Below are 25024 nucleotides of genomic sequence, written 5' to 3' on the forward strand. Positions count from 1 at the left end.
GCGGGTGTTCGTCGGGTGACTGGCGCGCGGCGTCCCTTCGACCGTGTCAGACGCGCCGGAATCGACGCAGAAGGCGCAGGATGCGGGTCGTGGTCGATCGACGGCGGAGGCCCACGTAGGCGGACGGCGCCACGGCGACGAGCACCAGCGCGGCGGCGACGGCGAGGTGCCCGTCGCGGGCCGTGCGGACGATGTCGCTCGCCCGGACATCGGCCGCGACCTCCCGCTCGAGCGTCCGGCCCACGTCGTCCGTGGACGGGAGCTCGGCGACGCGGTGCAGGGCGGACAGGTGGGCGACCCGGGCCGTGTAGGCGCTCGCCGAGGGGTGCGCGGCGAGCCGCGGGAACTCCGCCTCGAGCAGGCCCACGACGTGACGGACGTTCCTCGACAGGTCGAGGAGGTCGACGCTCAGGCCGTCCGTGATGGCTCCCTGACGGACGGAGTAGACGTAGAGTTCGCGATCGATGAAGGAGACCGTGCGCGCTCGAGCGAGCAGGACGGCCATCAGCGCGGTGTCCTCGTAGGAGCGGGAGCGCGGGAAGCACAGGCCGTCGTAGAGCTCGCGACGGACGAGCTTGTTCCAGAGGGAGGCCCAGAGCCGGAACTCGAAGAGCTCCACCACGGCGTCGCAGCCCGTCCAGAGCCGTGGCCCCGTGCGGGGCATCGTCGCGACGGCGAGGCGCTCACCCGACTCGCCGATCGCGAGCACTCCGGTGACGACGACGCCGACGTCGGCGGTCATCGCCTCGATCATGGCGGCGAGCATGTCCGGGTCGACGCGGTCGTCCGAGTCGACGAACCAGAGCACCTCTCCGCGGGCGTGCTGGAGGATCGTGTTCCGCGCCTCGGCCAGGCCGCGGTTCGTCTCGTGGACGACGACCTCGACGGCGAACGCCGGGGGAGCGTGCTCGATCGACGCCGACGCCTTGGCCATGGAGTCGTCAGGACTCCCGTCGTCGACGAGGACCACCTGCACGGCGCATCCGGCGGGGAGCCGGAGCGCCCAGAGCGAGGAGAGGCAGCGCTCGACGTAGGCCGAGACGTTGTAGACGGGGACGCCGATCGTGACCGAGCGGGGCCTGGTCGCGGGGCGGGCGGTCATCGGCGGCCTTCCCCGCCCTGGTTCTCCCCGCCGCTCATCGGCTCCCGTCCCAGCAGGCGGTCCGCGGCCGCGAGCAGATCGGGCGCCACCGCGTCCGCTGTGAACGCGTCGATCCCTCGCGACGCGTTCTCGGTCAGCCGCTCCCTCAGCTCGGGCTCCTCGAGCAGACGCGCGATCGCACTGCCGAGGACGGCCGGATCGTCGCGCGGCACCATCAGCGCATCGACCCCGTCCTCGCAGAAGTCGTCGAAGCCGCTCCCCGTGGTCACCACGAGCGGGGTGCCCACGGCCTTGACCTCGAGCGCGGCGTTGCCGAAGCCCTCCCAGCGCGAGGGGCAGGTCACGATCGTGGCCGCACGGATCGCCGCGTAGACCTCTCCGCCGGCGACGTGGCCGAGGAAGGTGAAGCGGTCCTGGTGCTCCTCGGCGATCAGGGCGAGCAGCTCCTCCTCGGTCGGCTCGAGGAAGCAGAACGACCCCGCGAAGACGAAGGAGACGTCCGGGCGGGCCGCGGCCAGTTCGTCGAACGCCCGCATCGCGGTCAGGACGCCCTTCCGCCGCTCGATGCGGCTGAGGAAGAGGACCACGGGCCCCGGGCCCGCCGGCCAGCCGCCCGGGAGGCCGCTGGTCAGCGCGCTCCGCTGCACCGCCGGCACGTCGATGCAGTTGCGCACCACGACCGAGGGCGGGAGCGCCGGGATCCGGGCCGCGTACCAGTCCCGGACGGCTCGGGAGATGGGGATGAGGCCTCTGGATCTCGTCATCTGGCGCTTCTCGAGGCGCTTCTGGAGGGCGATGACGAGGCGCGTGCGGAGGGTGCGGCCCCGTGTCGAGGCGCCCGCGATCCAGTCCGCGATGTGGAACCCGGTCGCGAGGTTGGTCAGCAGCGGCGCACGCCGGGGGAGCAGCGCGCCGAGCCCCTCCCACTCGGCGAGGAACACCGCGTCGTAGCGGGAGCGGCGCACGAGCGCTCGCAGGTGCAGCGCCCGCCCGACGAGCGGCCAGACGGCGGGCCGGCGCCGCAGACGGACGTACTCGAGGATCCGGACGCCCTCCGGATCGAAGCCCTCGAGGGGAGGATCCCAGTGGTAGACCACGAGATCGACCTGCACGCCCGCTCGCACGAGTGCTGGCAGCAGGGAGGCGAAGCCGCGCCCGATCCCGCCGGTGAAGGGCGTCAGCCCCGCGTACTCGGTCGTGGCGACCAGCCAGCGACGCTTCGATTCCATGGGCACTCCTCGGGACGGCCGAGGACTCGGTGTCCAGCGGCGCGCAGGACGCTATCAAGCAGGCGGGGAGCCGGGTGCTCCGCGGCGCGGGCCTCTCCCTGGTTGGCGCGGCAGCACCGCAGCTCGTTCTCCGGTCGACGGGTTCCGGGTCCTGGCGGCGAGTGGTTCCCGTCGCGGTCGGGACCCGGTCGGGGGGCGCGGAGAGGCCGGTTCTCGAGTGAGGGATCCACCGGGGAGGGAGGACGCGGCAGGTGCGAGACGCACCGGCCGGGCTCTCGCCTCGGCGAGAGTGAGCGCGATCGCGGAGGCCGGGACGATCAGCGCGGCCGGTACCGATTCGAGGAGATTGAAGGCGGAGGCGGAGACCGCCCACGCGACCAGCATCGCCGGTCCTGCGATCGCGCCCCGGGCGATCGAGCGCGTGAGCACGATCAGCAGATGACCGAGGAGGAGGACCGCGCCGATGACGCCGTAGCTCAGGATCAACTGCCAGAGACTGCTCTCGAGCACGTAGTGCCGCCCGCCGTTCTCCTGGAAGACGGTGCTCGAGAGGCCACCCCCCGACCCGAAGATCCCCGACTCCGTGGGCAGCAGCCTCAGTCCGATCCGCAGGACGAGGTCGCGGACCTCGGCGGAGAGCCTGCCCTCCTGGGTGGAGGACCGCGAGTCGAGCGCCTCCGGTCCGATGACGGCCACGGTCACGGCGAGCGCCGCGACGACGAGAGCGAGCCGGACGAAGCGGCTCCCCGTGAGCCGCAGGACCGTGAGGCCGCAGGCGATCGCCATCCCGGTGCCGATCGCCGCCACTCCACTGCGGGACCCGGTGAGGAGCACGGCGGTGCAGCAGGCCGCGAAGGCGACGAGTGCGCCCGGACGGCGCCCGGAGAGGAACAGGCCGAAGGCGAGCGAGCCGACCGACGCGAAGAACGTGCTGTTCACGAGCGGATGCCCCAGCGTCGTGAGGATGCGGTACTCGCTCCACTCCTGGGTCAGCGGGAAGGGACTCGCTTCGTAGAGCGCGGCGTAGACGTTCGACTGCGTCCCGGCCTCGACCATCCCGAGCACGGCCAGGACGACGGAGACCAGGAGGAGCGCGGCGCTGAGCGGCCGGAAGACGGAGGCGTCGCTCAGGCACAGCGGCAGCGCGATCAGAGCGAGGATCAGGACGGAGGTCGTCGCCAGGACGGTCTCGAGCTGCCCGTGCGGTCGGAGGCCCGGGAGGATCAGCGTGTACGCCGCGAAGACGATCGCGGGCAGCAGCGGGAGTCCGCGGAGCCACGGGGGCGGCGCACCGCCGGTCGCGACGGCGAGGAGTGCCGCGAGGACGATGAGCGGACTGAGCAGGTTCAGGGGCTGCGGTGCCGACAGGTGATCGAAGGGGATCGCCGCGTAGAGCACGATCACCACGATCCAGGCGGCGGCGGGGGAGAGCCGCCGTGCGACGACGAGCACGACCGAGGCGGCGGCCGCGAGCAGCGGGATCTGGCGAGAGCCCGAGACGATCCAGAAGACCGCCCCGCCGAGGAGGAGGGCGGTGAGGGCGAGGTACCAGACCGCGGTGGATCGCGGCGTCGGCGTCCCTCGGCGGGGAGGAGCCGGGGGTGCGGCCATGGGTGTCCTTCCGGGTCAGCGGGTCGAGGGGTCAGGGGGTCAGGGGGTCAGGGATCGGTGGGTCGGTGGGCTCGTGGATCCGGGCGCGGCCGGCTCACCCGTACTGCAGGAGCGCGAGGCCGTAGCCCGCTGCTCCGAGGAGTGCGCCGATCGCACTGCAGATCGCGATGCCGAGGACGAAGGCGCGGCCGAGGTCGCGCGCGACGAAGGGCAGTCGACCCGCGAGGGCGATCGCGTCCCGCACCACGGCCGAGCACGCACCGAGCAGCAGATCGTGAGCGAGGCCTGCTCCGACCCCGATTCCCAGCCCGAGGCCGATCCAGTGCCAGGGCAGGAGCACGTTCGCCCGGCCCTGGACGATCAGGAAGGAGGACACGCACCAGACGCAGGCCAGAGGAACGGACGAGGCGGAGAGGACCGGCACGATCAGCAGTGCCGGATGCCAGGCGGGGTCGAGGATCCGCCCGAGTGCGAGGACGTCGATCGCGACCATCGTCGTCTGGACGGCCAGGGCGGCGCCGATCGCCTGCGACAGGATCGAGCGCAGCACCGCCCTGCGCTCCGTCTGCGTTCCCGCCGTGGCCAGCCGCGACCGGAGCACGTTCGTGAGCCCGAGGACGACGGCGTCCGCGACGGCGCGGGCGACCTGGCTCGCGATCGAGTAGAGACCCAGCGTCGTGGCGCCCGCCAGCGCGGTGATGATGATCCGCTCGGACTGGCCCTGCAGCCAGCCGAAGAGGTTGCTCTGCGCGGTCGGCAGCACGTAATCGCGCAGGACCGGTCGTCGAGGCTGGTCGGGGACGGGCGTCGTCGTGGTCCGCAGGAGCAGGAGGAGCAGGATCCCCTCGGTGATGCAGGTCTGCAGAGAGCCGGCCGCGATGCCGATGACGGGCGCGAGGGGTACGCAGACGAGGACCGAGGCGACGCTGCCGACGGCCTGACTCCGGGAGATCGAGGCCCAGCGCCCGTCGTACTGGGCACGGGTCAGCGCGGGGATGCTCGCGCCCTGGAGCGCCGCGACGGCGACGAACGGCACGAGGGCCGAGGCCTGGGCGGGGGACGCGGCCGAGGTCGCCAGCAGGGTTCCGACGACGGCCGACATGATCGCCGCCCCGCCGCAGGAGATCAGCACGGCCGAGCGCCGGACCAGGTCCGCCCCGCCGTCCATGCGCCACAGTCCGACGCCGAGCTGGCGCATCGTGTTCTCCCCGACCTCCTGCAGCAGGGAGAGCGCGAGGAACGCCATCGCGTAGACGCCCGCCTCGGCGGGGGAGACGTGGACGGCGACGACGAGGCCGACCACCGCACTCGTGCCGCGCGAGACCAGGCGCTCGAGCGCGGCGTTCGAGGAGTTGCGCACCGTCGGAGACCGCAGCAGCGCGAGGACCCGGCCGATCATCGAGCGCCGGGGTGGGGAGCTCCGGACGCCCGAGCAGGGCAGGACGTACCGTCCATCGAAGGAGCCTCCCGATCGGGATCACGACGGCAGGCGAGCCGCCGGAACACCGTAGGACGGCCGTTCCTCGTCGCCTCGCCTGGCGCGTACGGGGGCGCGGATCGCCTGCTTCCGCTCCTCGCGCCCGCCTCTCGGCGCGGTTCGACGGCGTTCGGGCCGTCTGCCGGAGCGGTGTGCGCGCCCTCCGGGCGGTCGCGACCGGCGGTCCCGTATCATTGCGGCGTTATGGCACGCATCTACGACTGCTCCGTCGACACGGACCTCCTGACCGGCACCCGTCTCGCGCGAACGGCGATCGGCCGGGGCGAGCTCGTCGTCCTCCCGACCGACACGGTGTACGGGATCGCGGCCAACGCCTTCGACGCCGCCGCGGTGCAGCGCCTGCTCGACGCGAAGGGACGGACCCGGCAGTCGCCGCCCCCCGTTCTGATCGGCGACGTCGCCGCGCTCGACGCCCTCGCCGAGAACGTCCCCGAGGCGGTCCGCGAGCTCGCGAAGGCCTTCTGGCCCGGCGGCCTGACCATCGTGCTGCATGCGCAGCCCTCCCTCGTCTGGGACCTGGGCGAGACCCGCGGCACCGTCGCCCTGCGCATGCCCGACAACCCCGTCACCCTCGAGCTCCTCGCCGAGACGGGGCCGCTCGCGGTCTCGTCCGCGAACCGCACCGGCCGTCCGTCCGCCACCACCGCGCAGGAGGCGTTCGACCAGCTCGGCGACTCCGTCGACGTCTACCTCGACGCGGGCGCCGCGGGCCGCCGCTACACCGACCGCCCGGTCGGCGCGAGCGAGTCCTCCACCATCGTCGACGCGACGGCGCTCAGCTTCGAGGGCGGCACCCTCCGCATCCTCCGCCAGGGCGTCGTCTCGGCCGAGAGCATCCGCGAGGTCGTCGGCGCCCTGCTGCTCGACGGCGTCGCCACGGCCGAGGAGCCCGAGGTCCCCGCCACGAGCCCGTCCTACGACGCCTCGACCGAGCTCAGCGATCCGACCGTCGAGGACGACGAGCCCGTCGCCGCGGAGGAGCAGCCCGCTCCCACGGCGCGACCGGACTGGGCGTCGCGCGCCCAGGTGCAGGACGAGCCGGCGGCGAGCGGCACCGCGCGCCCCGACTCCACCCCGGGTGAGTAGCCGATGATCACCTTCGTCCTGGTCTCGCTCGCCGTCGCGGTCGTGACCTGCGGGCTGTCGTGGGTCATCTGGAAGCTGAGCCTGAGGTTCAAGCTGTACCCGGCGATCCGGGTGCGCGACATGCACACGCGGCCCACTCCGCGCCTCGGCGGGATCGCGATGTTCCTCGGCATCCTCGTCGGGTTCGGCATCGCCTCGCAGCTGCCCTACTTCCGGCTGGTGTTCGCGAATCCCGAGCCGATCCTCGCGATCCTCGGCGCCAGCCTCCTCATCGTCCTGATCGGCGTGGCCGACGACATCTGGGACCTGGACTGGACGACGAAGCTCGCCGGGCAGATGATCGCCGCAGGCCTGATCGCCTGGAAGGGCGTGCAGATCGTCTCGCTGCCGATCGGCGGCCTCACCGTCGGCTCGCCCTGGATGTCGCTGATCATCACCGTGCTGGCGATCGTGCTCGTGACCAACGCGCTGAACTTCATCGACGGCCTCGACGGCCTCGTCGCCGGCGTCGCGCTGATCGCCAACGGCGTCTTCTTCCTCTACAGCTACCTGCTGGTGCAGCAGACGTCGCCGACCGACTACTTCAACCTCGCGTCGCTGATCGCGGTCGTCCTCGTCGGGGCCTGCGCGGGCTTCCTGCCGATCAACTGGCGTCCGGCGAAGATGTTCATGGGCGACGGGGGAGCGCTGCTCGTCGGCATGCTGATGGCGACCTCGGCGATCGCGGTCACGGGCCAGATCGACCCCTCGCAGCTGGCGGCGAAGGAGCTGCTGCCCGCGTTCATCCCGATCATCCTGCCGTTCGCGATCCTGGTCGTCCCGCTGATGGACTTCGGCCTCGCGGTGATCCGACGGCTGCGGGCCGGCAAGTCGCCGTTCAGCGCCGACCGCAAGCACCTGCACCACCGGCTGCTCGACATGGGGCACTCGCACCTGCACGCCGTGCTGATCTTCTACGCCTGGACGGCGGTCGTCGCCTTCAGCTGCCTGCTGATGTTCGTCGTCGACGTGCTCTGGGTGCCGCTGGCCTTCCTCGCCGTCGGTCTCCTGGTCTGCACGGTCGTCACGCTCCTCCCGCTCAGCCGCCGCAAGCGGCTCGAGGCCGCGGCGCAGTCGGCGGAGGCGTCCCCCGTCCTCGACCCCCTCGACCGCGCGTCCGAGACCGACACGCGCCGTCCGCCGATCGGGCTCCCGCTCGGTCGCGACACGACAGCGCCGCATCCGGCGCGGAAAGAAGCATCATGACCGGAGCCTCCCCGGCCACCCCCCGCCCCCAGCCCGCCTCGGTGCCCGTCCTCCGGCGCACGCTCGCGATCGGCGGTGTCTTCGTCCTCGTCCTCGCCGTCGTCGGCACGCTGATCGGCTTCCTCGCGGCCGGCGGCGAGGGCGCGATCGGCGCCCTGATCGGCGCCGTCGTCGGCGGCGTCATGGTGGCGCTCACGGCCGCCAGCATCCTCGTCGCCAACCGGATGGACATCGGTGGCTTCTTCGCCGTGGTGCTCGGCACCTGGCTGGCCAAGTTCGTCCTGTTCGTGATCGCGGCGCTCGTGCTGCGCGACCAGCCCTGGCTGAACAGCACCGCGATGTTCGTGACGATCATCGCGGCGGTCCTCGGCTCGCTGGTCATCGACGTCCTTGTCGTCTCGCGCTCGCGCATGGCGAACGTCAGCGACATCGCCCGATGAGCACCGGCCGAGCGCCGTCTGAGAGGATCACGATTCGGCTCTCAGGCCGTTCTGTTGCTACAGTAGGGTCCAATCCCCGCAGGCGACGTGTGCCCGTCCTCAGGTCGTCTCATCGTTGATGTCGACCGCCGAGTGCGAACGCCGTCCGAGCGGAATACCCCACCTTTCGTCGTCGCGAGAGCGTTGTGTCCGAACGATTCACGTCGTCCGTCTGCCACGTGCCACGCCCCGAATTCCAGGAGCTAGCGCTGTTTGCTAACGCTGTGACCCTGTTGGTCTCGTCCTCGACCGGTGAGAGTGACTTCCACACCCCGTCGATCTCCGAGTTCTTCCCGCCCGGTTTCCTCTTCGAGGGAACCCCTTTCGAGATCAACCGCGTCATGCTGGTCCGCTTCATCGCGGTCATCGCACTGATGCTGTTCTTCTACCTCGGGACGCGCAAGATGCGCATCGTCCCGGGACGCTTCCAGAGCGTCGTCGAGATGGCCTTCGACTTCGTCCGCGTGACGATCGCCAAGGACATCCTCGGCGAGAAGGACGCGCGCCGCTTCCTGCCGATCCTGGTGACGATCTTCTTCGCGATCATCGCGATGAACCTCACCGGCATCGTGCCGTTCCTGAACATCGCGGGAACGTCGGTCGTGGGCATGCCGCTCTTCCTCGGTCTGGTGGCCTACGTCACCTTCATCTACGCCGGCATCAAGGACCGGGGGATGGGCTTCTTCAAGAACGCCCTGTTCCCGCCCGGAGCCCCGTTCCTGATCTACTTCATCCTCACGCCCATCGAGCTGCTGCAGACGTTCATCATCCGTCCGCTCTCGCTCGCGCTGCGGCTCGTGATGAACATGATCGTCGGGCACCTCCTCCTGGTGCTGTGCTTCTCGGCCACGCAGTTCTTCCTCTTCAGCTCGCAGATCGACCCGGGCTTCAAGCTCTTCGGTGTCGTGACCTTCGCCTTCGGCGGCGCCTTCACGCTCTTCGAGCTGCTGGTCGCGGTGCTGCAGGCCTACATCTTCACCCTCCTCGCTGCGGTCTACATCCAGTTGGCCGTCGCCGAGGAGCACTGACCCCACTACTCACGGGCTCCCGCCCGTTCACACGATCACCCCACTGAAAGGACCCACTCGTGGACTCAGTCACCGTTCTCGCCGAACTCACCGGCAACATCGCGACGGTCGGTTACGGCCTCGCAGCGATCGGCCCCGGCATCGGTGTCGGCATCGTCGCGGGCAAGACCGTCGAGGCCATGGCGCGCCAGCCCGAGATGGCCGGCCGCCTCCAGACCACGATGTTCCTCGGCATCGCGTTCACCGAGGTGCTCGCGCTCATCGGTCTCGCCACCTACTTCATCTTCGCGGCGTAGTCGTGTTCAGCACCGCTGTGAACATCGCTGCGGAAGAAGGTGACGTCCCCGCGGTCATTCTGATCCCGGAGTTCTACGACTTCTTCTGGTCGGGGGTGATCTTCCTCATCCTGCTGTTCTTCTTCTGGAGGCTGGTCCTGCCGCGCATCCAGACGATGCTCGACGCGCGCTCCGCCGCCATCGAGGGGAACATCGCGAAGGCCGACGAGGCCCAGCGACAGGCTGAGATCGCGCTCGAGAAGTACACCGCTCAGCTGGCCGAGGCCCGCGCCGAGGCCGGAGTGATCCGCGAGAAGGCGAACGCCGACGGCAACGCGATCGTGGCGGCGAAGAAGGAGCAGGCGCAGGCCGAGGCCGAGCGCATCCTCCACAACGCGCACGCCCAGATCGAGGCGGACCGTCAGGCCGCCGTCGTCGCCCTGCGCTCCGAAGTCGGAACCCTCGCCATCGATCTCGCCTCCGGCGTCATCGGCGAGAGCCTCAACGACGACGCGAAGGCGTCCGCGATCGTGGACCGCTTCCTCGCCGACCTCGAGGCCTCGGAGAAGGCGAACAGCTGATGGGCAGTGCGTCACGACAGGCTCTGACCGCCGCGAAGGCGGAGCTGTCCGCGTTCGGCGGTCATGTCCCGCTCGAGGCGGCTCAGCAGCTCTTCGAAGCGGCCCGGGTCATCGACTCCCAGGCGCAGCTCCGCTCGGCCCTCTCGGACCCGAGCGTGGAGGCGGCGAGCAAGCGTGCCCTCGTGGCCCGCGTGTTCGCCCCCTTCGACGTGGCTGCCAAGCGCCTGCTCACCGTCATCGCCGGCCACCGCTGGTCGAGCCCGAGCGACCTGGTCGCCGGGATCGAGGAGGTGGGGGTCCGCGCGATCGCGTCCTCCGCACCCGAGGGCGTCTCGATCGAGCGCGAGCTGCAGATGTTCGGCGCGGTCGTCTCGTCCGACGCCGGCCTCGAGCTGGCGCTCGGCAGCAAGCTCGCCGCCGCCGACTCGAAGGTGTCGCTCATCCAGCGCCTCCTCGAGGGCAAGGCGTCGGCGGAGACGCTCGCCATCCTCCGGCAGCTGATCGCGCACCCGCGCGGTCGCCGCGTCCCCGAGCTCGTCCGCTTCGCAGCGGGCGTCGTCGCCGACCAGGGCGGCTTCACCATCGCCACGGTCTCGGTCGCGGCTCCGCTGCACCCCGAGCAGCTCGACCGGCTCCGCTCGGCGCTCACGCGCCAGTACGGCCGCCCGGTCTCCGTCAACGTGCTGGTCGATCCCTCCCTCCTGGGCGGCATGCGACTGAACGTCGGCGACGAGGTCATCGACGGCACCGTCTCGGCGCGGCTGTCCGACCTGAAGCTCCAGCTCGCGTCCTGACGGACGCACGTATCCTCAGGGAGCGGCTCGCGCCGCCTCCGACCTCCGCACCACCCAGGTCAGGCCCCGACGACCGCTTCGGCTCGCACGGACCCAACGAATAGGAATTCCCATGGCAGATATCACCATCAGCCCGGATGAGATCCGCGACGCGCTGAAGGACTTCGTCTCGTCGTACGAGCCGGGCAAGGCGTCCACCACCGAGGTCGGCTACGTCATCGACGCCGCCGACGGCATCGCCCACGTCGAGGGACTCCCCGGCGTCATGGCGAACGAGCTGATCCGCTTCTCCAACGGCGTCCTGGGCCTCGCCCAGAACCTCGACGAGAACGAGATCGGCGTCGTCGTCCTCGGCGAGTTCTCCGGCATCGAGGAGGGCATGGAGGTCACCCGCACCGGCGAGGTCCTCTCCGTCCCCGTCGGCGACGGCTACCTCGGCCGCGTCGTCGACCCGCTCGGCAACCCCATCGACGGACTCGGCGACATCGCCTCCGAGGGCCGCCGCGCCCTCGAGCTCCAGGCCCCCGGCGTCATGTCGCGCAAGTCGGTCCACGAGCCGCTGCAGACCGGCATCAAGGCGATCGACGCGATGATCCCGGTCGGCCGAGGCCAGCGCCAGCTCATCATCGGCGACCGCCAGACCGGCAAGACCGCGATCGCGATCGACACGATCATCAACCAGAAGGCCAACTGGGAGTCGGGCGACACGAACAAGCAGGTCCGCTGCATCTACGTCGCGATCGGCCAGAAGGGCTCCACCATCGCCTCGGTGAAGGGCGCGCTCGAGGACGCCGGGGCGATGGAGTACACGACGATCGTCGCGTCCCCCGCGTCGGACCCCGCCGGCTTCAAGTACCTCGCCCCCTACACCGGCTCGGCCATCGGCCAGCACTGGATGTACGGCGGCAAGCACGTCCTGATCATCTTCGACGACCTGTCGAAGCAGGCCGAGGCCTACCGCGCCGTGTCGCTCCTGCTGCGCCGCCCGCCGGGACGCGAGGCCTACCCCGGCGACGTCTTCTACCTGCACTCCCGTCTGCTGGAGCGCTGCGCGAAGCTGTCCGACGAGCTCGGCGCCGGCTCGATGACGGGCCTCCCGATCATCGAGACCAAGGCCAACGACGTCTCGGCGTACATCCCGACCAACGTGATCTCGATCACCGACGGCCAGATCTTCCTCCAGTCCGACCTGTTCAACGCCAATCAGCGTCCGGCGGTCGACGTGGGCATCTCGGTCTCGCGAGTCGGCGGTGACGCCCAGGTCAAGTCGATCAAGAAGGTCTCCGGAACGCTGAAGCTCGAGCTGGCGCAGTACCGCTCGCTCGAGGCCTTCGCGATGTTCGCCTCCGACCTGGACGCCGCCTCGCGCCGCCAGCTCGCCCGCGGCGCCCGCCTGACCGAGCTGCTCAAGCAGCCGCAGTACTCGCCGTACCCCGTCGAGGAGCAGGTCGTCTCGATCTGGGCCGGAACGAACGGCAAGCTCGACGAGGTGCCCGTCCCCGACGTGCTGCGCTTCGAGCGCGAGCTGCTCGACTACCTGGGCCGCAACACGCAGGTCCTCTCCACGCTGCGCGACACCAACGTGCTCTCCGACGACACGGTCGCCGAGCTGCACCGTGCCGTCGACGGCTTCAAGCTCGAGTTCCAGACCGGTGAGGGCAAGCCGCTCGCCTCGGTCGGGCGCGAGGAGCACAAGGCGATCTCGGCGGACGAGGTCGGCCAGGAGAAGATCGTCAAGGGCCGTCGCTAACAGCGACCCCTCGACGATTCAGAGAAGGACTACAGGAGACACATGGGAGCGCAACTCCGGGTCTACCGGTCGAAGATCCGTTCGGCCCAGACGACCAAGAAGATCACCCGCGCCATGGAGCTGATCTCGGCCTCGCGCATCCAGAAGGCGCAGAACCGCGTCGCCGCCGCGGCTCCGTACTCGAACGCCATCACGCGCGCCGTGTCGGCCGTCGCGACCTACTCGAACGTCGAGCACCCGCTCACGACCGAGCGCGAGAAGCTCGACACGGCCGCGATCGTGATCTTCACCTCCGACCGCGGCCTCGCGGGCGCGTTCTCCTCGAGCGTGCTCAAGGAGGCCGAGGAGCTGGCCTCGCTGCTGCGCAGCGAGGGCAAGGAGGTCGTCTTCTACCTGGTCGGCCGCAAGGCGAACGCGTACTTCTCGTTCCGCCGGCGCCCGAGCGTCCGCATCTGGACGGGCGGCACCGACCAGCCGGTGTTCGAGACCGCGAAGGAGATCGCGGACGCGGTCGTCGACTCGTACAACCTCGACGACGAAGAGGGCGGAGTGGATGAGATCCACCTCGTCTACAACCGCTTCGTCAGCATGGTCACGCAGCAGCCGACGGTCGTCCGTCTCCTGCCGCTCGAGGTCGTCGAGGGCGCTGAGGATCAGAACACCGATCTGTACCCGCTCTACGAGTTCGAGCCCGACCCCGAGACGGTGCTCGACCGCCTCCTGCCGGTCTACGTCGAGAGCCGCATCTTCAACGCGATGCTGCAGTCGGCGGCGTCCGAGCACGCGGCGCGCCAGAAGGCGATGAAGTCGGCCAGCGACAACGCGGACACCCTCATCAAGACGTACACCCGGCTCGCCAACAACGCGCGCCAGACCGAGATCACGCAGCAGATCGCCGAGATCGTCGGCGGCGCCGACGCCCTGTCGTCCTCGAAGTAGACGGCGCACCTCCCCGACACGAAGCCTCCGCCCTCCGGGTGCGGTGAGACCACAGAAGGAAGAAGCAATGACACTGACCGCACCTGAGGCGGCGACCGGGACTCCGGGCGGGGCCGTCGGCCGTATCGCCCGCGTCACCGGCCCCGTCGTTGACATCGAGTTCCCCCACGACGCGATCCCCGAGGTCTACAACGCGCTGTACACGCACGTCGAGGTCGAGGGCGTCTCGTCCAAGCTGACCTTCGAGGTCGCGCAGCACCTGGGCGACGACCTCGTCCGCGCCATCTCGCTCAACCCGACCGACGGACTCGTCCGCGGCCAGGAGGTCCACGACACCGGCCTGCCGATCTCGGTCCCGGTCGGCGACGTGACCAAGGGCAAGGTCTTCAACGTGATCGGCGAGGTGCTCAACGCTGACGCCGACGGCACGATCAACGGCCAGGCGTTCGAGATCACCGAGCGCTGGCCCATCCACCGCAAGCCCCCGGCGTTCGACCAGCTGGAGTCGAAGACCGAGCTCTTCGAGACCGGCATCAAGGTCATCGACCTCCTCACGCCGTACGTCCAGGGCGGCAAGATCGGCCTCTTCGGCGGAGCGGGCGTCGGCAAGACCGTCCTCATCCAGGAGATGATCCAGCGCGTCGCGCAGGACCACGGTGGAGTGTCCGTGTTCGCCGGCGTCGGCGAGCGCACCCGCGAGGGCAACGACCTCATCGCCGAGATGGAGGAGGCGGGCGTCTTCGACAAGACCGCCCTCGTCTTCGGCCAGATGGACGAGCCGCCGGGAACCCGCCTCCGCGTCGCGCTCTCCGCGCTGACGATGGCGGAGTACTTCCGCGACGTGCAGAAGCAGGACGTGCTGCTCTTCATCGACAACATCTTCCGCTTCACGCAGGCCGGCTCGGAGGTGTCGACCCTGCTGGGCCGCATGCCCTCCGCGGTGGGCTACCAGCCGAACCTCGCCGACGAGATGGGTGTGCTCCAGGAGCGCATCACCTCGACGCGCGGACACTCGATCACCTCGCTGCAGGCGATCTACGTCCCCGCCGACGACTACACCGACCCGGCGCCGGCCACCACGTTCGCGCACCTCGACGCGACGACCGAGCTCTCCCGTGAGATCGCGTCGAAGGGCCTCTACCCGGCCGTCGACCCGCTGACCTCGACGTCGCGCATCCTCGACCCCCGCTACCTGGGTGCCGACCACTACCGTGTGGCCACGAACGTCAAGCAGATCCTGCAGAAGAACAAGGAGCTCCAGGAGATCATCGCCATCCTCGGTGTCGACGAGCTCTCGGAGGAGGACAAGATCACGGTGTCGCGTGCGCGCCGGATCCAGCAGTTCCTCTCGCAGAACACCTACATGGCGAAGAAGTTCACCGGTGTCGAGGGCTCGACCGTTCCGCTGAAGGACACCATCGAGTCGTTCGACGCGATCGCCCGCGGCGAGTTCGACCACGTGGCCGAGCAGGCGTTCTTCAACGTCGGCCCGATCACGGACGTCGAGGAGAAGTGGGCTCAGATCCAGAAGGAGAACGGCTGATCATGGCCGGGACCCTGAAGGTCAGCGTCGTCTCCGCCAACGCGGAGGTCTGGTCGGGCGAGGCGAAGCAGATCTCCGCTCGCACGGTCGAGGGCGAGATCGGCATCCTGGTCGGTCACGAGCCGATGCTCGCGATCCTCGCCTCGGGCGAGGTGCGCGTCACGGCCGCCGACGGCAGCCGGATCACCGCCCAGGCGGACGACGGCTTCCTGTCCGTCGAGAACGACGTCGTCACCGTCGTTGCCCGCGAGGCCGCGCTGGTCTGACGACCCGCCGCCTCGAGCGGCGACCGGAGGGGCCGGGTGATCATCGCGATCGCCCGGCCCCTCCGTCGTGCGCGGTGCAGCGGCGCCGCGCGTCACTCGCGTGCCTCCGGGCGCGCCGTCCTTCCCGAGGAGACCCGTGCACGTCCTGCTTCCCCCGTCCGAGACGAAGCGCGACGGCGGCTCCGCCGCGTTCCGGGTCGAGGAGCTGTCCTTCCCGGGCCTGATCGAGCGACGTCTCGCCCTGCGCGACGCGCTGATCTCACTCGCGGGTGATCGGGAGGCCTCCGCGCGGGCGCTGAAGCTCGGTCCGCGGCAGCTCGGCGAGATCGAGCGCAATGCCGCTCTGCCGACCGCACCGGCGATGCCCGCGGTGGATCGCTTCGACGGCGTGCTGTTCGACGCGCTCGACGCGGCCTCGCTCCCGGCCGGGTCGAGGGACGTCCTCGGCCGGGTCGTCGTGGTGCAGTCGGCGCTCTGGGGGCCGGTCCGCGGGCTCGACGGCATCCCCGCCTACCGGCTGTCGCACGACTCGCGGATCCCGGGCCTGCCGTTGAAGCGCTGGTGGGCGGCCGAGGCGGGTCGCGAGCTGTCGGCCCTCGAGGGCCTCGTCCTCGATCTGCGGAGCGAGTCGTACGCCGCGCTCGGGCCGCTGCAGCCGGGGGAGGGGCGCTTCTTCGTCCGGGTGCGGTCCCGCGACGCGTCGGGGCAGCTGCGGAACCTCAATCACTTCAACAAGCAGGGCAAGGGTCGCTTCGTCCGCGCGCTGGCGGAGGACGGCGTCGAGACCTCGTCGCTCGAGGAGCTCGCGCGCTGGGCGGCGGGCCGGGGCTTCGAGCTCGCTCCGAACGCCGGCAGCGGCGAGCTCGATCTCGTCGTGCCCTCGGTCTGATGCTCAGGAGCGGGCGCGGAAGCAGCCCGTGAGGTGGTCGTCGACCACGCCGGAGGACTGGAGCAGGGCGTACATCGTCGTCGGACCGACGAAGCGGAAGCCGGCCTTCCGCAAGGCCTTCGAGAGCGCGAGAGAGGCCGGAGTCGACGCGGGGACGTCGCCGGGGCGGACGACGCGACCGGCGGGCACGTCCTCCTCGAACGACCAGACCAGGCGGTCCAGTGCGCCCTCACCGTCGCGCTCGCGCAGTGCGAGGGCCGCTTGCGCGTTGCCGATGGTCGCGAGGATCTTGGGGCGGCTGCGGATGATGCCGGCGTCGTCCATCAGGCGGTCGACGTCGTCCGCGCCCATCGCCGCCACGGCGTCGAGGTCGAAGCCGTGGAAGAGCTCGCGGAACCGCGGCCGCTTGCGGAGGATCGTGATCCAGGAGAGTCCTGCCTGGAAGCCCTCGAGGCAGATCTTCTCGAAGAGCGGGCGATCGCCGTGCAGAGGCACGCCCCACTCCTCGTCGTGATAGCGGCGGTACTCGACGTCGTCGCCGCTCCAGGCGCAGCGGACGGTGCCGTCGGCGCCGGTGATCAGCCCGTCGTCGGCGGTCATCGGTGGGGGATCCCCTCGTGATCGAGCAGCCAGGCCTTGGTGGCGATCCCCTCCCCGGCGCTGAAGCCCGTGATCCGGCCGTCGCCGGCGAGCACCCGGTGGCAGCCGACGAAGAGGGGGATCGGGTTCGCGCCGACCGCTCCGCCGATGGGGCGCCCGGAGCGGAGCCGGCCCGTCGCCTGCCCCAGAGCGCCGTAGGAGGTGATCTCGCCGAAGCCGATGCCCTGCAGCGCTCCCCAGATCTCGAGCTGGAACGGAGTCCCGCGCAGGAGGAGCGGGAGGTCGAAGGTGCGCCGCTCGCCGGCGAAGTAGGCGTCGAGCTGGTCGACGGCGGCGTCCAGGACGGGGAGGGAGCCGACGGGCAGGTGGTCGTGCGGGAGCGTTCCGCCGTTCTCGATCGCGAGCGAGACGATCGACTCTCCGTCGCTGCCGACCTCGATCCGGCCGAGGGGGCTGACGGTGCGGCGCACGTGCAGGGGAGTCGTTCTCATGCCACGAGAGTATCCGCGGTGCGCGAGGGCGACCGGCGGGAATCGGACATCGGTGGACGGCTGCGCAGCTCGCCGGCCTGGGGAGGACTCGTGCTGATCGAGCAGCCCGCGCAGAGGGCGTCTCGAGAGCCACCCGCCGAGCGACGCCGGGACCGGTACGCCCCTGCAGGGGTGCTCGACCAGCGGGTGCGCCGGCGTCGGCCTCCTCCACAAGCGGCGATCCGGCGATCTGTCTTCCGACCGCTCCGGATCGCGCTCCGGAGCGCCGCCGCGGCCGCCACCGTTGCCGCATGACATCCACTGCATCGCTTCCGGTCCGCACCCTCGATCCCAGCGCCGTGCTCGCGGCGATCCCGCGCCTCGTCGGCCACCCGCCGCAGGAGAGCGTCGTGCTCGTCCCGATGCGGGACGGGACGCCCACGGGAGCGCTCCGCTTCGACCTCGCCGTCGGTGATCCCGCACGAACCGCTCAGGCCTGGATCGGGGCGCTCGGGCGCTTCGGACGCGTCGAGCGCCTGGTGATCGTCCTCTACTCCCGCCGCGGACGCACTCCGTCCGCGGTCGCTCTCGTCGACGCGCTGAGCAGCCGGGCTGACGGCATCGGACTCCCCGTCGAGGTGCTCGTCCCCAGCGGTTCACTCCGACCGGTGCCGCTCAGCAGTGTCCCTCCGGCCGTCGCGACCGCCCGGCACGTCACCGCCGGCCGTCTCCTGCCCGACATCGCCCGAGGGGAGGCGCTGGCGGTCGCGGCGGAGGTCGACGCCCTCCTCGACCGGCACCCGCGCGCTCGTCTCCCCGAGGCCCTCGCCGTCGATGCCGAGTCGCTCCTGCTGCGTGCGGAGTCGGGACGCCCCTGGCAACCGCGGAGCCACGCCCTCGCCGTGCTCATCGTCTGCGCGCAGCGGAGCGACTGGCGAGAGCGGGTGCTCGGCCTTCTCGCTCGTCCCGACCACGTCGCCGAGACCTCCGTGCTCGAGCTCGTCGCCCGGGCGGCGGCCACGGCCCCGGCGACCGAGCGGAGTCCGCTGCTCGTCCTGCTCGCAACTCTGCACTGGTGGTCGGGGCTCGCTCCCTCGGCGATGATCCTGGCGCGCGAAGCGGTCCGCCTCGACCCGCACGATCACCACTCGCGGCTCCTCGTCGCAGCCCTCGACCGTGGTGAGCGGTGGCCGTCGGCCGTCGACGGGAATCGCGCCGCGTGAAGGGAGCCTGTGCGCGCCGACGGATCGATCGGCGGCGCGCGCGGGGCTCAGAGGCGGGCCCAGGCCTCGGTCAGGACCGAGCGGAGGATCTGCTCGATCTCGTCGAACTCCTTCGGTCCGATCGTGAGGGGCGGGGCGAGCTGGACGACGGGGTCGCCGCGGTCGTCCGCCCGGCAGTACAGTCCGGCGTCGAACAGCGCCTTCGAGAGGAAGCCGCGGAGCAGGCGCTCGGACTCCTCCGCATCGAAGGTCTCCTTGGTCGTCTTGTCCTTGACCAGCTCGATCCCGAAGAAGTAGCCCGCACCGCGGACGTCGCCGACGATGGGCAGGTCGAGCAGCTTCTCGAGGGTCGAGCGGAACAGCGGCGAGTTCTCGCGGACGTTCTCGTTGAGCTTCTCCTCCTCGAAGATGTCGAGGTTCTCCAGCGCGACCGCTGCCGAGACGGGGTGACCGCCGAAGGTGTAGCCGTGCGGGAAGGAGACCTCGCCGTGCCGGAAGGGCTCGTAGATGCGGTCGCTGACGATGGTCGCGCCGATGGGGGAGTACCCGCTGGTCATACCCTTCGCACAGGTGATCATGTCCGGCACGTAGCCGTACTCGTCGCAGGCGAACATGTGCCCGATCCGGCCGAAGGCGCAGATCACCTCGTCCGAGACGAGGAGCACGTCGTGCCGGTCGCAGATCTCGCGCACCCGCTGGAAGTAGCCGGGCGGCGGGGGGAAGCAGCCGCCCGAGTTCTGCACCGGCTCGAGGAAGACGGCGGCGACCGTCTCGGGACCCTCGAACTCGATCATCTCCTCGATGCGGTCCGCCGCCCAGACGCCGAAGGCCTCCAGGTCGTCGCCGTGCTGCGGCGCGCGGTAGAAGTTGGTGTTCGGCACGCGGAAGCCGCCGGGGACGAGCGGCTCGAACATCGACTTCATCGCCGGGATGCCGGTGATCGCCAGTGCGCCCTGCGGGGTGCCGTGGTAGGCCACGGAGCGCGAGACCACCTTGTGCTTGCCCGGCTTGCCCTGCAGCTTCCAGAAGTGCTTGGCCAGCTTGAAGGCCGTCTCGACGGCCTCGCCGCCGCCGGTGGAGAAGAACACGCGGTTGAGGTCGCCCGGGGCGTGATCGGCGAGGCGGTCGGCGAGCTCGATCGCCGACGGCGTGGCGTACGACCAGAGCGGGAAGAACGAGAGCTCGGACGCCTGCTTGGCGGCCGCCTCCGCGAGCCGCCGTCGGCCGTGGCCCGCGTTGACGACGAAGAGCCCGGAGAGCCCGTCGAAGTACTTCCGGCCCGTGCTGTCCCAGATGTGGTGGCCCTCGCCGCGGGTGATGATGGGCACTCCGGCGCCGGAGTCCATCACCGACTGCCGGGTGAAGTGCATCCAGAGGTGGTCCTTGGCCTTCTTCTGCAGCGCCGCGTCGTCGAATCCGGCCGGGGCGTCCTCGCCCTTCACCGGATCGCCGGACGCGAGGCCCTGGCTCGAGAATGCTGTCTCTGTGGTCATCGGTTACCGCGTTCCCCAGTTGTAGAACTGCTTGTGGAGTTTCAGATAGACGAAGGTCTCGGTGGAGAGGACCCCCGGGAGCGAGCGGATCTCCTGGTTGAGCAGGGCGATCAGGTCGTCGTCGTTCTCGCAGACGACCTCGGCGAGGATGTCGAAGGTGCCCGCCGTCAGCACGACGTAGTCGACGGCCGGGATCGCCGCGAGGCTGTCCGCGACGACCCGGGTGTCGCCCGTCACGCGGACCCCGATCATCGCCTGCCGGTAGAAGCCGAGCTGCATCGGGTCCGTCACGGCGACGATCTGCATCACGCCCGACTCGGTCAGCTTCTGCACCCGCTGCCGGACCGCCGCCTCGCTCAGCCCGACCGCCTTGCCGATCTCCGCGTACGAGCGCCGGCCGTCGGCCTGCAGCTGCTCGATGATCGCCTTGGAGACGTCGTCGAGCTGGAGCGGGCGCTGTGCAGGAGGGCGGGAGGGGCTCATGCGATGATCCTCGCAGCCCCGGCGGGCTCCGGCAAGTGAATCCGCATCCGGGAGGCCCCGGCGATGACGGAATGCGCCGTGCTGCAAGCGCTCTCCTCCGGCGGGCCAGGCGCAGCGGAGCGTCCGTGAGCGGCCATCGAGGTGGCCGCCGAGCGGGCGTCTGCGGTCCTCGCGCAGCCGATAGCATCGGAGGGATCGGCCCCGCACGCGCGGAGCCGGCGGAGGCGAGGAGACGCGATGACGCAGATCGGCCGCAGCCGAGCGTCGGTGACCGTCCCCGTCTCGGCCTGGTCCTCGGACACGCCCTCCGCAGTGGTCACGCTCGGCTGGGCGGCGCGCACCGAGGTGGGCCTCGTGCGCAGCGCCAACGAGGACAGCTACCTCGCGAAGACACCGATCTTCGCCGTCGCCGACGGGATGGGCGGTCATGCGGCCGGGGAGGTGGCCAGCGACGCCGTCGTGTCCCGGCTCTCGCTCGCCGCGACCGGTGCCACCGTCGGGGCGGAGGAGATCGACCGCGCGCTCCGCGAGGCCGTCGACGACATCGCCCGGCAGTCGCAGACCGCCGACGGAGGCACCGGCACCACCGTGACCGGCGCCGCGCTGACGGTCGTGGGCGGCGAGCCCTACTGGTCGGTCTTCAACATCGGCGACTCGCGCGTCTACCTCTGCGTCCAGGGGGCGCTGGTCCAGCTGACGGTCGACCACTCGATCGTCCAGGAGCTCGTGGACGCCGGGCTGATCACCCGGGACGAGGCGGACGTGCATCCGCACAGCAACGTGATCACCCGGGCGGTCGGCTTCCACGAGCCGCCCGTCCCGGACTACCGCCTGGTCCCCGTGATCGCCCCGTCGCGGCTGCTGGTCTGCTCCGACGGGCTGACGAAGGAGCTCACAGACGCGGGTCTCGAGCACGTGCTCTCGACCGCGGGAACCGCGCAGGAGGCGGCGGACGAGCTGGTCGAGGCGGCGCTCGGCAACGGCGGACGCGACAACGTGACGGTCATCGTCGTCGACGTGCTCGCCGTCACCGGCGACGGCGACTGAGCGAGCACCCGGGAGCCGCGGCGGGGCCCCGGGTACCATGGACGGAGGAGGGGTGGTCTCGGTGATCTGCAGCACGTGTGGCTCCACCCTCGCTCCCGGGGCGATCCTCTGCGGAGAGTGCGGCACCTCGGTGGCCTCGCACGCGACTCCCGGCGCCTCCCGCCCCGCCTCCTCCGGGGACACCACCGTCCTCGATCCCGCGCGCCGCGCCTGGCTGCCGGGCCTCGCCCCGGGCCGGCACCGTCGGCCCGCGCCCGGGGCGCCGATGGCGCCGCCGAGCCAGGGGCTCGTGCGGCTGATCTTCGCGTCCGGCCAGCACGCCATCGTCACCGGCAACGGACTCATCGGCCGCCAGCCGCTGCCGGATCCGGGCGAGACCTTCCGGCACATCCTCGCCGTACCCGACCCGTCTCGCTCGCTGTCCAAGACGCACCTCGAGTTCGGCTTCGACGAGGGCGGGCTGTGGGTCAGCGACCGCTGGTCGGCGAACGGCTCCGTGCTGGTCGCCCCCACGCAGGCTCCGCTCCCGCTCGAGGCGGGCCGCCGCTATCGCGCGAAGATCGGCAGTCGGCTGCTGCTGTCGTCCGTCGAGATGGCGGTCGAGCGGGTCGAGGGCTCCTCCACAGCGTCGAACCGTCCACCGATCACGCGCTGACCCGCCACGCGGCCCGGGCGTCCGCTTCGCTGGTCGCATGACGATCCAGCGCCCCGGAGCGAGGCTCCTGCCGCCGACGCCGCCGGCCGTGCCGCCGCGCCCGTCCTTTCCGTGGATCGCGGCGCTGGCCCCGGTGCTGACGTCGCTCGTGCTGTACGCGCTGACATCGTCGCCGTACACGCTGGCTCTCGCCGCGCTCGGGCCGGTCGTCGCGGTCGCGTCCTTCCTCGACTCGCGCCGTCTCCGCCGCCGGACCGCGCGTCGAGAGGGCGAGCGCTACGCGCGGGAGCTCACCGCCTACACGGCCGCAACGGCGCTGGCGCGTGCGGAGGAGCTCGACGCACTGCGCCGCGCGTCGCCCCGTCCGCTCGACGTCCTCGAGCACCGGGTGCCGGTGGACGCCCGCTGGCGGCGCGCCGCCGCGGGGCTGGAGATCGTGCTCGGGCAGAGACCGGCAGCGGGGGAGGACTCCACGGACGGCGGGGCTCCGCTGCCGGCGGCGCTCTCCTCGGGGATCGGCGTCGTCGGACCGCCGGTCCTCGCCCGGGCGCTGGTGCGCGGGCTCCTGGTGCAGGTGGCCGAGCTCGTGGCACCGGACTCCCTCCGGATCGAGCTGCCGAGCGGAGCCGGGTGGAACTGCCTCCGCGCCCTGCCGCACCTCCGCGCGGTCACGGCGCCGCTGGGCCTCGCCGTTCTGCAGGGGGACGGAGTGAGCGATGCCGACGCGGTCGTCGCGCTGGCCGGCAGCGCGGACGAGCTGCCGAAGCGGTGCCGCTGCATCGTGCAGGTCGGCGGCGCGGGTGCCGCGAGTGTGGTCGGCCGGGCCGGAGCCGGCGTGCTGGAGCCGCTGGTCGCCGACTACGTCTCGGTCGAGCAGGCGCGCGGCTACGCCGAGTCCCTCGCCGCGGCCCACGGCCCGGGAGCGGAGGAGCTGCCGGACACCGTCCTGCTCTCCGAGCTCGGCGAGCCGGCTCGGCTCGGCGGCGGCGGAGGCCTTCCGGTGCTGCTCGGGAAGGCCGCGGACGGCCCGGTCGAGATCGATCTGGTCCGCGACGGACCGCACGCCGTCATCGGCGGGACGACGGGGAGCGGCAAGAGCGAGCTCCTGATCGCCTGGGTGGTGGCGCTGGCGGCTCGGTACCCGCCCGCCGCCGTGACGTTCCTGCTCGCGGACTTCAAGGGCGGCGCGGGGTTCGGGGCACTCCGGCGGCTCCCGCACGTCACGGGCGTGATCACCGATCTCGATCCCGAGGGAGCGGTCCGCGCCTTCGCCAGCATCGCGGCCGAGCTGCGCCGGCGCGAGGTGCTGCTCGCCGAGCACGGAGTCCCCGACATCGCCCGGCTGCCGCCCGGGCTGCTCGCGCGCCTGGTGATCCTCGTCGACGAGTGCGCGGTCGTGCTCGAGCGCGCTCCGGAGCTGCACCGCACCTTCGCCGACATCGCCGCGCGCGGGCGCTCGCTCGGCCTCCACCTCGTGCTCTGCACGCAGCGGCCCGTCGGCGTCGTCCGCGACGCGGTCGCGGCGAACTGCGGCCTGAGGATCGCGCTCCGGGTGCACGATGCGGCCGACTCGCGAGCGCTGATCGGCTCGGACGCCGCCGCCCGGATCCCGCACCGAGCGGCCGGCCGGTGCGTCGTCTCGATCGGCGGTCAGGGGAGAGTCGTCCAGGCGGCTCTCGCGGGGGAGGACGACATCGCCACGGTGCTCCGCAGGGGCGGCCGGGACGCCTCCGTCCACCGGCCCTGGCTCGATCCGCTGCCGGCCCGGATCCCGCTGCCGGAGCGTGGGCGACCGGGTCGCGTCGCGCTCGGGCTCGTGGACCGCCCCGCCGAGCAGCGGCAGGACGTCGTCCACCTCGATCGCCGCTCGATCCTCGTCCTCGGCGCGGCGGGCTCGGGCAGGAGCGGCGTGCTCCGGACGCTCGCGGCGCAGCTCGAGGGAGCCCGCATCGTCGGCCCGCTCGACGCGGAGGAGGCCTGGGAAGCGGTCGTCGCCGACGAAGGGCCGGGCGGTCTGCTTCTGCTCGACGACCTCGATCTCCTGCTCCGCCGCTGCGGCGACGACGAGCGCCGTCGGCTGCTCGACGCCCTGCAGACCGCGCTCCGCTCCGACGGCGCGCCGATCGTCGTCACGGCCCGCCGGGTGACCGACGGCCTGGCCGCGCTCCGAGACGCCTTCGACGACGTGCTCCTCCTGCGCGCCGCGCACCGCCAGGAGCACCAGCTGCTCGCGCTGCACGGGGAGCCGTACCGCGGCGACCTCCCGGCGGGCGGGGGGTGGTGGCGCGGCGAGCGGATCCAGGTCTTCGCGCCGCCGCCGTCGCCTCCCGCGCGTCGCCGTGCCGCCGTGCCGGTCGTGCCGACGGGAGAGCGGCCGTTCGCCGTCCTGACGAACCGTGCGAACGCGCTGCGGGCGAGGCTCGCCGACGCTCGGATCCCGGCCGTCCTCGTCGGAGAGGCCGCGGACGTGCCGCCCCCGCCAGGTGCCGCGATCCTCGGAACGGTCGTGGAGTGGTCGGCCGCCAGGGGACTCCTTGCGCGGCTCCGCGCGGGCGCCCCCGTCGTGCTCGAGGTGCCGGCGGGCGAGGCGCGGGTCGTCCTGGGGCCGCTCCCGCCGGCACCCCTCTGCGTCGGAGAGCGGGTCCTGCTGGAGGCGGACGGCCGCCTCCGCCGCGCGCGCTGGCCGGACGCGAGCGCACGCTGAACGGGAGGAATCCGCGGTCGATACGCGTCTGGAA

At 71.5% G+C, this 25024-nt stretch carries 24 protein-coding genes; 16 read left to right on the top strand and 8 right to left on the bottom strand.

Annotated elements, in window-relative coordinates; translation table 11 throughout:
- Window positions 1-46: 46 nt before the first annotated feature.
- The 4 genes from GTU73_RS07845 to GTU73_RS07860 all read right to left on the bottom strand — a co-directional run bounded on the left by GTU73_RS07845 (window position 47) and on the right by GTU73_RS07860 (window position 5341).
- Window positions 47-1102, bottom strand: coding sequence for a glycosyltransferase family 2 protein (locus tag GTU73_RS07845; protein ID WP_160088395.1), 1056 nt, complete (start codon window positions 1100-1102; stop codon window positions 47-49).
- A complete protein-coding gene (locus GTU73_RS07850; RefSeq protein ID WP_160088397.1) occupies window positions 1099-2331 on the bottom strand; it encodes a glycosyltransferase family 4 protein in 1233 nt (410 codons plus the stop codon). Before GTU73_RS07850 ends, GTU73_RS07845 begins: the two co-directional genes overlap by 4 nt.
- 54 nt (window positions 2332-2385) lie before the next feature.
- On the bottom strand, window positions 2386-3942 hold the full coding sequence (locus tag GTU73_RS07855; RefSeq protein WP_160088399.1) for a hypothetical protein: 1557 nt from the start codon (window positions 3940-3942) through the stop codon (window positions 2386-2388).
- 94 nt (window positions 3943-4036) lie between these two features.
- On the bottom strand, window positions 4037-5341 hold the full coding sequence (locus GTU73_RS07860; protein ID WP_160088401.1) for an oligosaccharide flippase family protein: 1305 nt from the start codon (window positions 5339-5341) through the stop codon (window positions 4037-4039).
- A gap of 282 nt (window positions 5342-5623) precedes the next feature.
- Between GTU73_RS07860 and GTU73_RS07865 the strand changes: the two genes are divergently transcribed.
- The 12 genes from GTU73_RS07865 to yaaA all read left to right on the top strand — a co-directional run bounded on the left by GTU73_RS07865 (window position 5624) and on the right by yaaA (window position 16315).
- Window positions 5624-6526 carry an L-threonylcarbamoyladenylate synthase gene (locus tag GTU73_RS07865; protein WP_160088403.1) on the top strand — a complete coding sequence of 301 codons (903 nt, stop codon included), beginning with the start codon at window positions 5624-5626 and terminating at the stop codon, window positions 6524-6526.
- Window positions 6527-6529: 3 nt separating this feature from the next.
- Entirely contained in the window at window positions 6530-7771 is a 1242-nt protein-coding gene (locus GTU73_RS07870) for an MraY family glycosyltransferase (RefSeq protein ID WP_160088405.1), read from the top strand.
- Window positions 7768-8211 (top strand): hypothetical protein, encoded by a 444-nt coding sequence (locus GTU73_RS07875; RefSeq protein WP_160088407.1) that lies wholly within the window; start codon window positions 7768-7770, stop codon window positions 8209-8211. Before GTU73_RS07870 ends, GTU73_RS07875 begins: the two co-directional genes overlap by 4 nt.
- 263 nt (window positions 8212-8474) lie before the next feature.
- Window positions 8475-9278 carry a F0F1 ATP synthase subunit A gene (atpB, locus tag GTU73_RS07880; RefSeq protein WP_123445503.1) on the top strand — a complete coding sequence of 268 codons (804 nt, stop codon included), beginning with the start codon at window positions 8475-8477 and terminating at the stop codon, window positions 9276-9278.
- A 59-nt stretch (window positions 9279-9337) separates the two neighbouring features.
- Window positions 9338-9574 (top strand): ATP synthase F0 subunit C, encoded by a 237-nt coding sequence (locus GTU73_RS07885; protein ID WP_055794702.1) that lies wholly within the window; start codon window positions 9338-9340, stop codon window positions 9572-9574.
- 2 nt (window positions 9575-9576) lie between these two features.
- Entirely contained in the window at window positions 9577-10134 is a 558-nt protein-coding gene (locus GTU73_RS07890; RefSeq protein WP_244231813.1) for a F0F1 ATP synthase subunit B, read from the top strand.
- On the top strand, window positions 10134-10928 hold the full coding sequence (locus GTU73_RS07895; RefSeq protein ID WP_160088409.1) for a F0F1 ATP synthase subunit delta: 795 nt from the start codon (window positions 10134-10136) through the stop codon (window positions 10926-10928). Before GTU73_RS07890 ends, GTU73_RS07895 begins: the two co-directional genes overlap by 1 nt.
- A 112-nt stretch (window positions 10929-11040) precedes the next feature.
- A complete protein-coding gene (gene atpA, locus GTU73_RS07900) occupies window positions 11041-12678 on the top strand; it encodes a F0F1 ATP synthase subunit alpha (protein WP_123702905.1) in 1638 nt (545 codons plus the stop codon).
- A gap of 42 nt (window positions 12679-12720) precedes the next feature.
- A complete protein-coding gene (locus GTU73_RS07905) occupies window positions 12721-13617 on the top strand; it encodes a F0F1 ATP synthase subunit gamma (protein WP_123445506.1) in 897 nt (298 codons plus the stop codon).
- Window positions 13618-13684: 67 nt separating this feature from the next.
- Complete coding sequence (atpD, locus tag GTU73_RS07910; RefSeq protein ID WP_160088411.1) at window positions 13685-15160, top strand: F0F1 ATP synthase subunit beta; 1476 nt, start codon at window positions 13685-13687, stop codon at window positions 15158-15160.
- A gap of 2 nt (window positions 15161-15162) precedes the next feature.
- Window positions 15163-15426 carry a F0F1 ATP synthase subunit epsilon gene (locus GTU73_RS07915; protein ID WP_160088413.1) on the top strand — a complete coding sequence of 88 codons (264 nt, stop codon included), beginning with the start codon at window positions 15163-15165 and terminating at the stop codon, window positions 15424-15426.
- A 136-nt stretch (window positions 15427-15562) separates the two neighbouring features.
- Window positions 15563-16315 (top strand): peroxide stress protein YaaA, encoded by a 753-nt coding sequence (yaaA, locus tag GTU73_RS07920; protein WP_160088415.1) that lies wholly within the window; start codon window positions 15563-15565, stop codon window positions 16313-16315.
- A gap of 3 nt (window positions 16316-16318) precedes the next feature.
- Here yaaA and GTU73_RS07925 read toward each other — a convergent pair whose 3' ends face one another.
- Both GTU73_RS07925 and GTU73_RS07930 read right to left on the bottom strand, forming a co-directional pair.
- A complete protein-coding gene (locus GTU73_RS07925) occupies window positions 16319-16915 on the bottom strand; it encodes a DNA-3-methyladenine glycosylase I (protein ID WP_160088417.1) in 597 nt (198 codons plus the stop codon).
- The gene (locus GTU73_RS07930; RefSeq protein ID WP_160088419.1) at window positions 16912-17406 is read right to left on the bottom strand and encodes a methylated-DNA--[protein]-cysteine S-methyltransferase; all 495 of its coding nucleotides are present in this window, start codon (window positions 17404-17406) and stop codon (window positions 16912-16914) included. The genes GTU73_RS07925 and GTU73_RS07930 overlap by 4 nt, the downstream gene beginning before the upstream one ends.
- Before the next feature lie 290 nt (window positions 17407-17696).
- On the opposite strand from GTU73_RS07930, the gene GTU73_RS07935 reads away from it, so the two are divergent.
- Complete coding sequence (locus GTU73_RS07935) at window positions 17697-18608, top strand: DUF4192 family protein (RefSeq protein WP_160088421.1); 912 nt, start codon at window positions 17697-17699, stop codon at window positions 18606-18608.
- Between the two features lie 47 nt (window positions 18609-18655).
- On the opposite strand, the gene GTU73_RS07940 is transcribed toward GTU73_RS07935, so the two are convergent.
- Window positions 18656-20101: an aspartate aminotransferase family protein gene (locus GTU73_RS07940; protein ID WP_160088423.1), complete on the bottom strand. Its 1446-nt coding sequence runs from the start codon at window positions 20099-20101 to the stop codon at window positions 18656-18658.
- Between the two features lie 3 nt (window positions 20102-20104).
- A complete protein-coding gene (locus GTU73_RS07945; RefSeq protein ID WP_160088425.1) occupies window positions 20105-20584 on the bottom strand; it encodes an Lrp/AsnC family transcriptional regulator in 480 nt (159 codons plus the stop codon).
- 237 nt (window positions 20585-20821) lie between these two features.
- Here GTU73_RS07945 and GTU73_RS07950 point away from each other — a divergent pair, with 237 nt between their 5' ends.
- The 3 genes from GTU73_RS07950 to GTU73_RS07960 all read left to right on the top strand — a co-directional run bounded on the left by GTU73_RS07950 (window position 20822) and on the right by GTU73_RS07960 (window position 24990).
- Window positions 20822-21631, top strand: a complete 810-nt coding sequence (locus tag GTU73_RS07950; RefSeq protein WP_160088427.1) for a protein phosphatase 2C domain-containing protein — start codon at window positions 20822-20824, stop codon at window positions 21629-21631.
- A gap of 130 nt (window positions 21632-21761) precedes the next feature.
- Window positions 21762-22286 carry a hypothetical protein gene (locus GTU73_RS07955; RefSeq protein ID WP_160088429.1) on the top strand — a complete coding sequence of 175 codons (525 nt, stop codon included), beginning with the start codon at window positions 21762-21764 and terminating at the stop codon, window positions 22284-22286.
- A gap of 37 nt (window positions 22287-22323) precedes the next feature.
- Window positions 22324-24990 carry an FtsK/SpoIIIE domain-containing protein gene (locus tag GTU73_RS07960; protein WP_160088431.1) on the top strand — a complete coding sequence of 889 codons (2667 nt, stop codon included), beginning with the start codon at window positions 22324-22326 and terminating at the stop codon, window positions 24988-24990.
- The last annotated feature ends 34 nt before the right edge of the window (window positions 24991-25024 follow it).

This window comes from Rathayibacter sp. VKM Ac-2804, from assembly GCF_009866655.1.
In the GTDB taxonomy this organism is placed as follows: Bacteria; Actinomycetota; Actinomycetes; order Actinomycetales; family Microbacteriaceae; genus Rathayibacter.

Excerpts from the sequence above, each read along its gene's own strand:
- GTU73_RS07845 (WP_160088395.1), bottom strand. The coding sequence starts at position 1,102 with ATGACCGCCCGCCCCGCGACCAGGCCCCGCTCGGTCACGATCGGCGTC.
- GTU73_RS07850 (WP_160088397.1), bottom strand. The coding sequence starts at position 2,331 with ATGGAATCGAAGCGTCGCTGGCTGGTCGCCACGACCGAGTACGCGGGG.
- GTU73_RS07855 (WP_160088399.1), bottom strand. The coding sequence starts at position 3,942 with ATGGCCGCACCCCCGGCTCCTCCCCGCCGAGGGACGCCGACGCCGCGA.
- GTU73_RS07860 (WP_160088401.1), bottom strand. The coding sequence starts at position 5,341 with ATGATCGGCCGGGTCCTCGCGCTGCTGCGGTCTCCGACGGTGCGCAAC.
- GTU73_RS07865 (WP_160088403.1), top strand. The coding sequence starts at position 5,624 with ATGGCACGCATCTACGACTGCTCCGTCGACACGGACCTCCTGACCGGC.
- GTU73_RS07870 (WP_160088405.1), top strand. The coding sequence starts at position 6,530 with ATGATCACCTTCGTCCTGGTCTCGCTCGCCGTCGCGGTCGTGACCTGC.
- GTU73_RS07875 (WP_160088407.1), top strand. The coding sequence starts at position 7,768 with ATGACCGGAGCCTCCCCGGCCACCCCCCGCCCCCAGCCCGCCTCGGTG.
- GTU73_RS07895 (WP_160088409.1), top strand. The coding sequence starts at position 10,134 with ATGGGCAGTGCGTCACGACAGGCTCTGACCGCCGCGAAGGCGGAGCTG.
- atpA (WP_123702905.1), top strand. The coding sequence starts at position 11,041 with ATGGCAGATATCACCATCAGCCCGGATGAGATCCGCGACGCGCTGAAG.
- GTU73_RS07905 (WP_123445506.1), top strand. The coding sequence starts at position 12,721 with ATGGGAGCGCAACTCCGGGTCTACCGGTCGAAGATCCGTTCGGCCCAG.
- atpD (WP_160088411.1), top strand. The coding sequence starts at position 13,685 with ATGACACTGACCGCACCTGAGGCGGCGACCGGGACTCCGGGCGGGGCC.
- GTU73_RS07915 (WP_160088413.1), top strand. The coding sequence starts at position 15,163 with ATGGCCGGGACCCTGAAGGTCAGCGTCGTCTCCGCCAACGCGGAGGTC.
- GTU73_RS07925 (WP_160088417.1), bottom strand. The coding sequence starts at position 16,915 with ATGACCGCCGACGACGGGCTGATCACCGGCGCCGACGGCACCGTCCGC.
- GTU73_RS07930 (WP_160088419.1), bottom strand. The coding sequence starts at position 17,406 with ATGAGAACGACTCCCCTGCACGTGCGCCGCACCGTCAGCCCCCTCGGC.
- GTU73_RS07935 (WP_160088421.1), top strand. The coding sequence starts at position 17,697 with ATGACATCCACTGCATCGCTTCCGGTCCGCACCCTCGATCCCAGCGCC.
- GTU73_RS07940 (WP_160088423.1), bottom strand. The coding sequence starts at position 20,101 with ATGACCACAGAGACAGCATTCTCGAGCCAGGGCCTCGCGTCCGGCGAT.
- GTU73_RS07945 (WP_160088425.1), bottom strand. The coding sequence starts at position 20,584 with ATGAGCCCCTCCCGCCCTCCTGCACAGCGCCCGCTCCAGCTCGACGAC.
- GTU73_RS07950 (WP_160088427.1), top strand. The coding sequence starts at position 20,822 with ATGACGCAGATCGGCCGCAGCCGAGCGTCGGTGACCGTCCCCGTCTCG.
- GTU73_RS07960 (WP_160088431.1), top strand. The coding sequence starts at position 22,324 with ATGACGATCCAGCGCCCCGGAGCGAGGCTCCTGCCGCCGACGCCGCCG.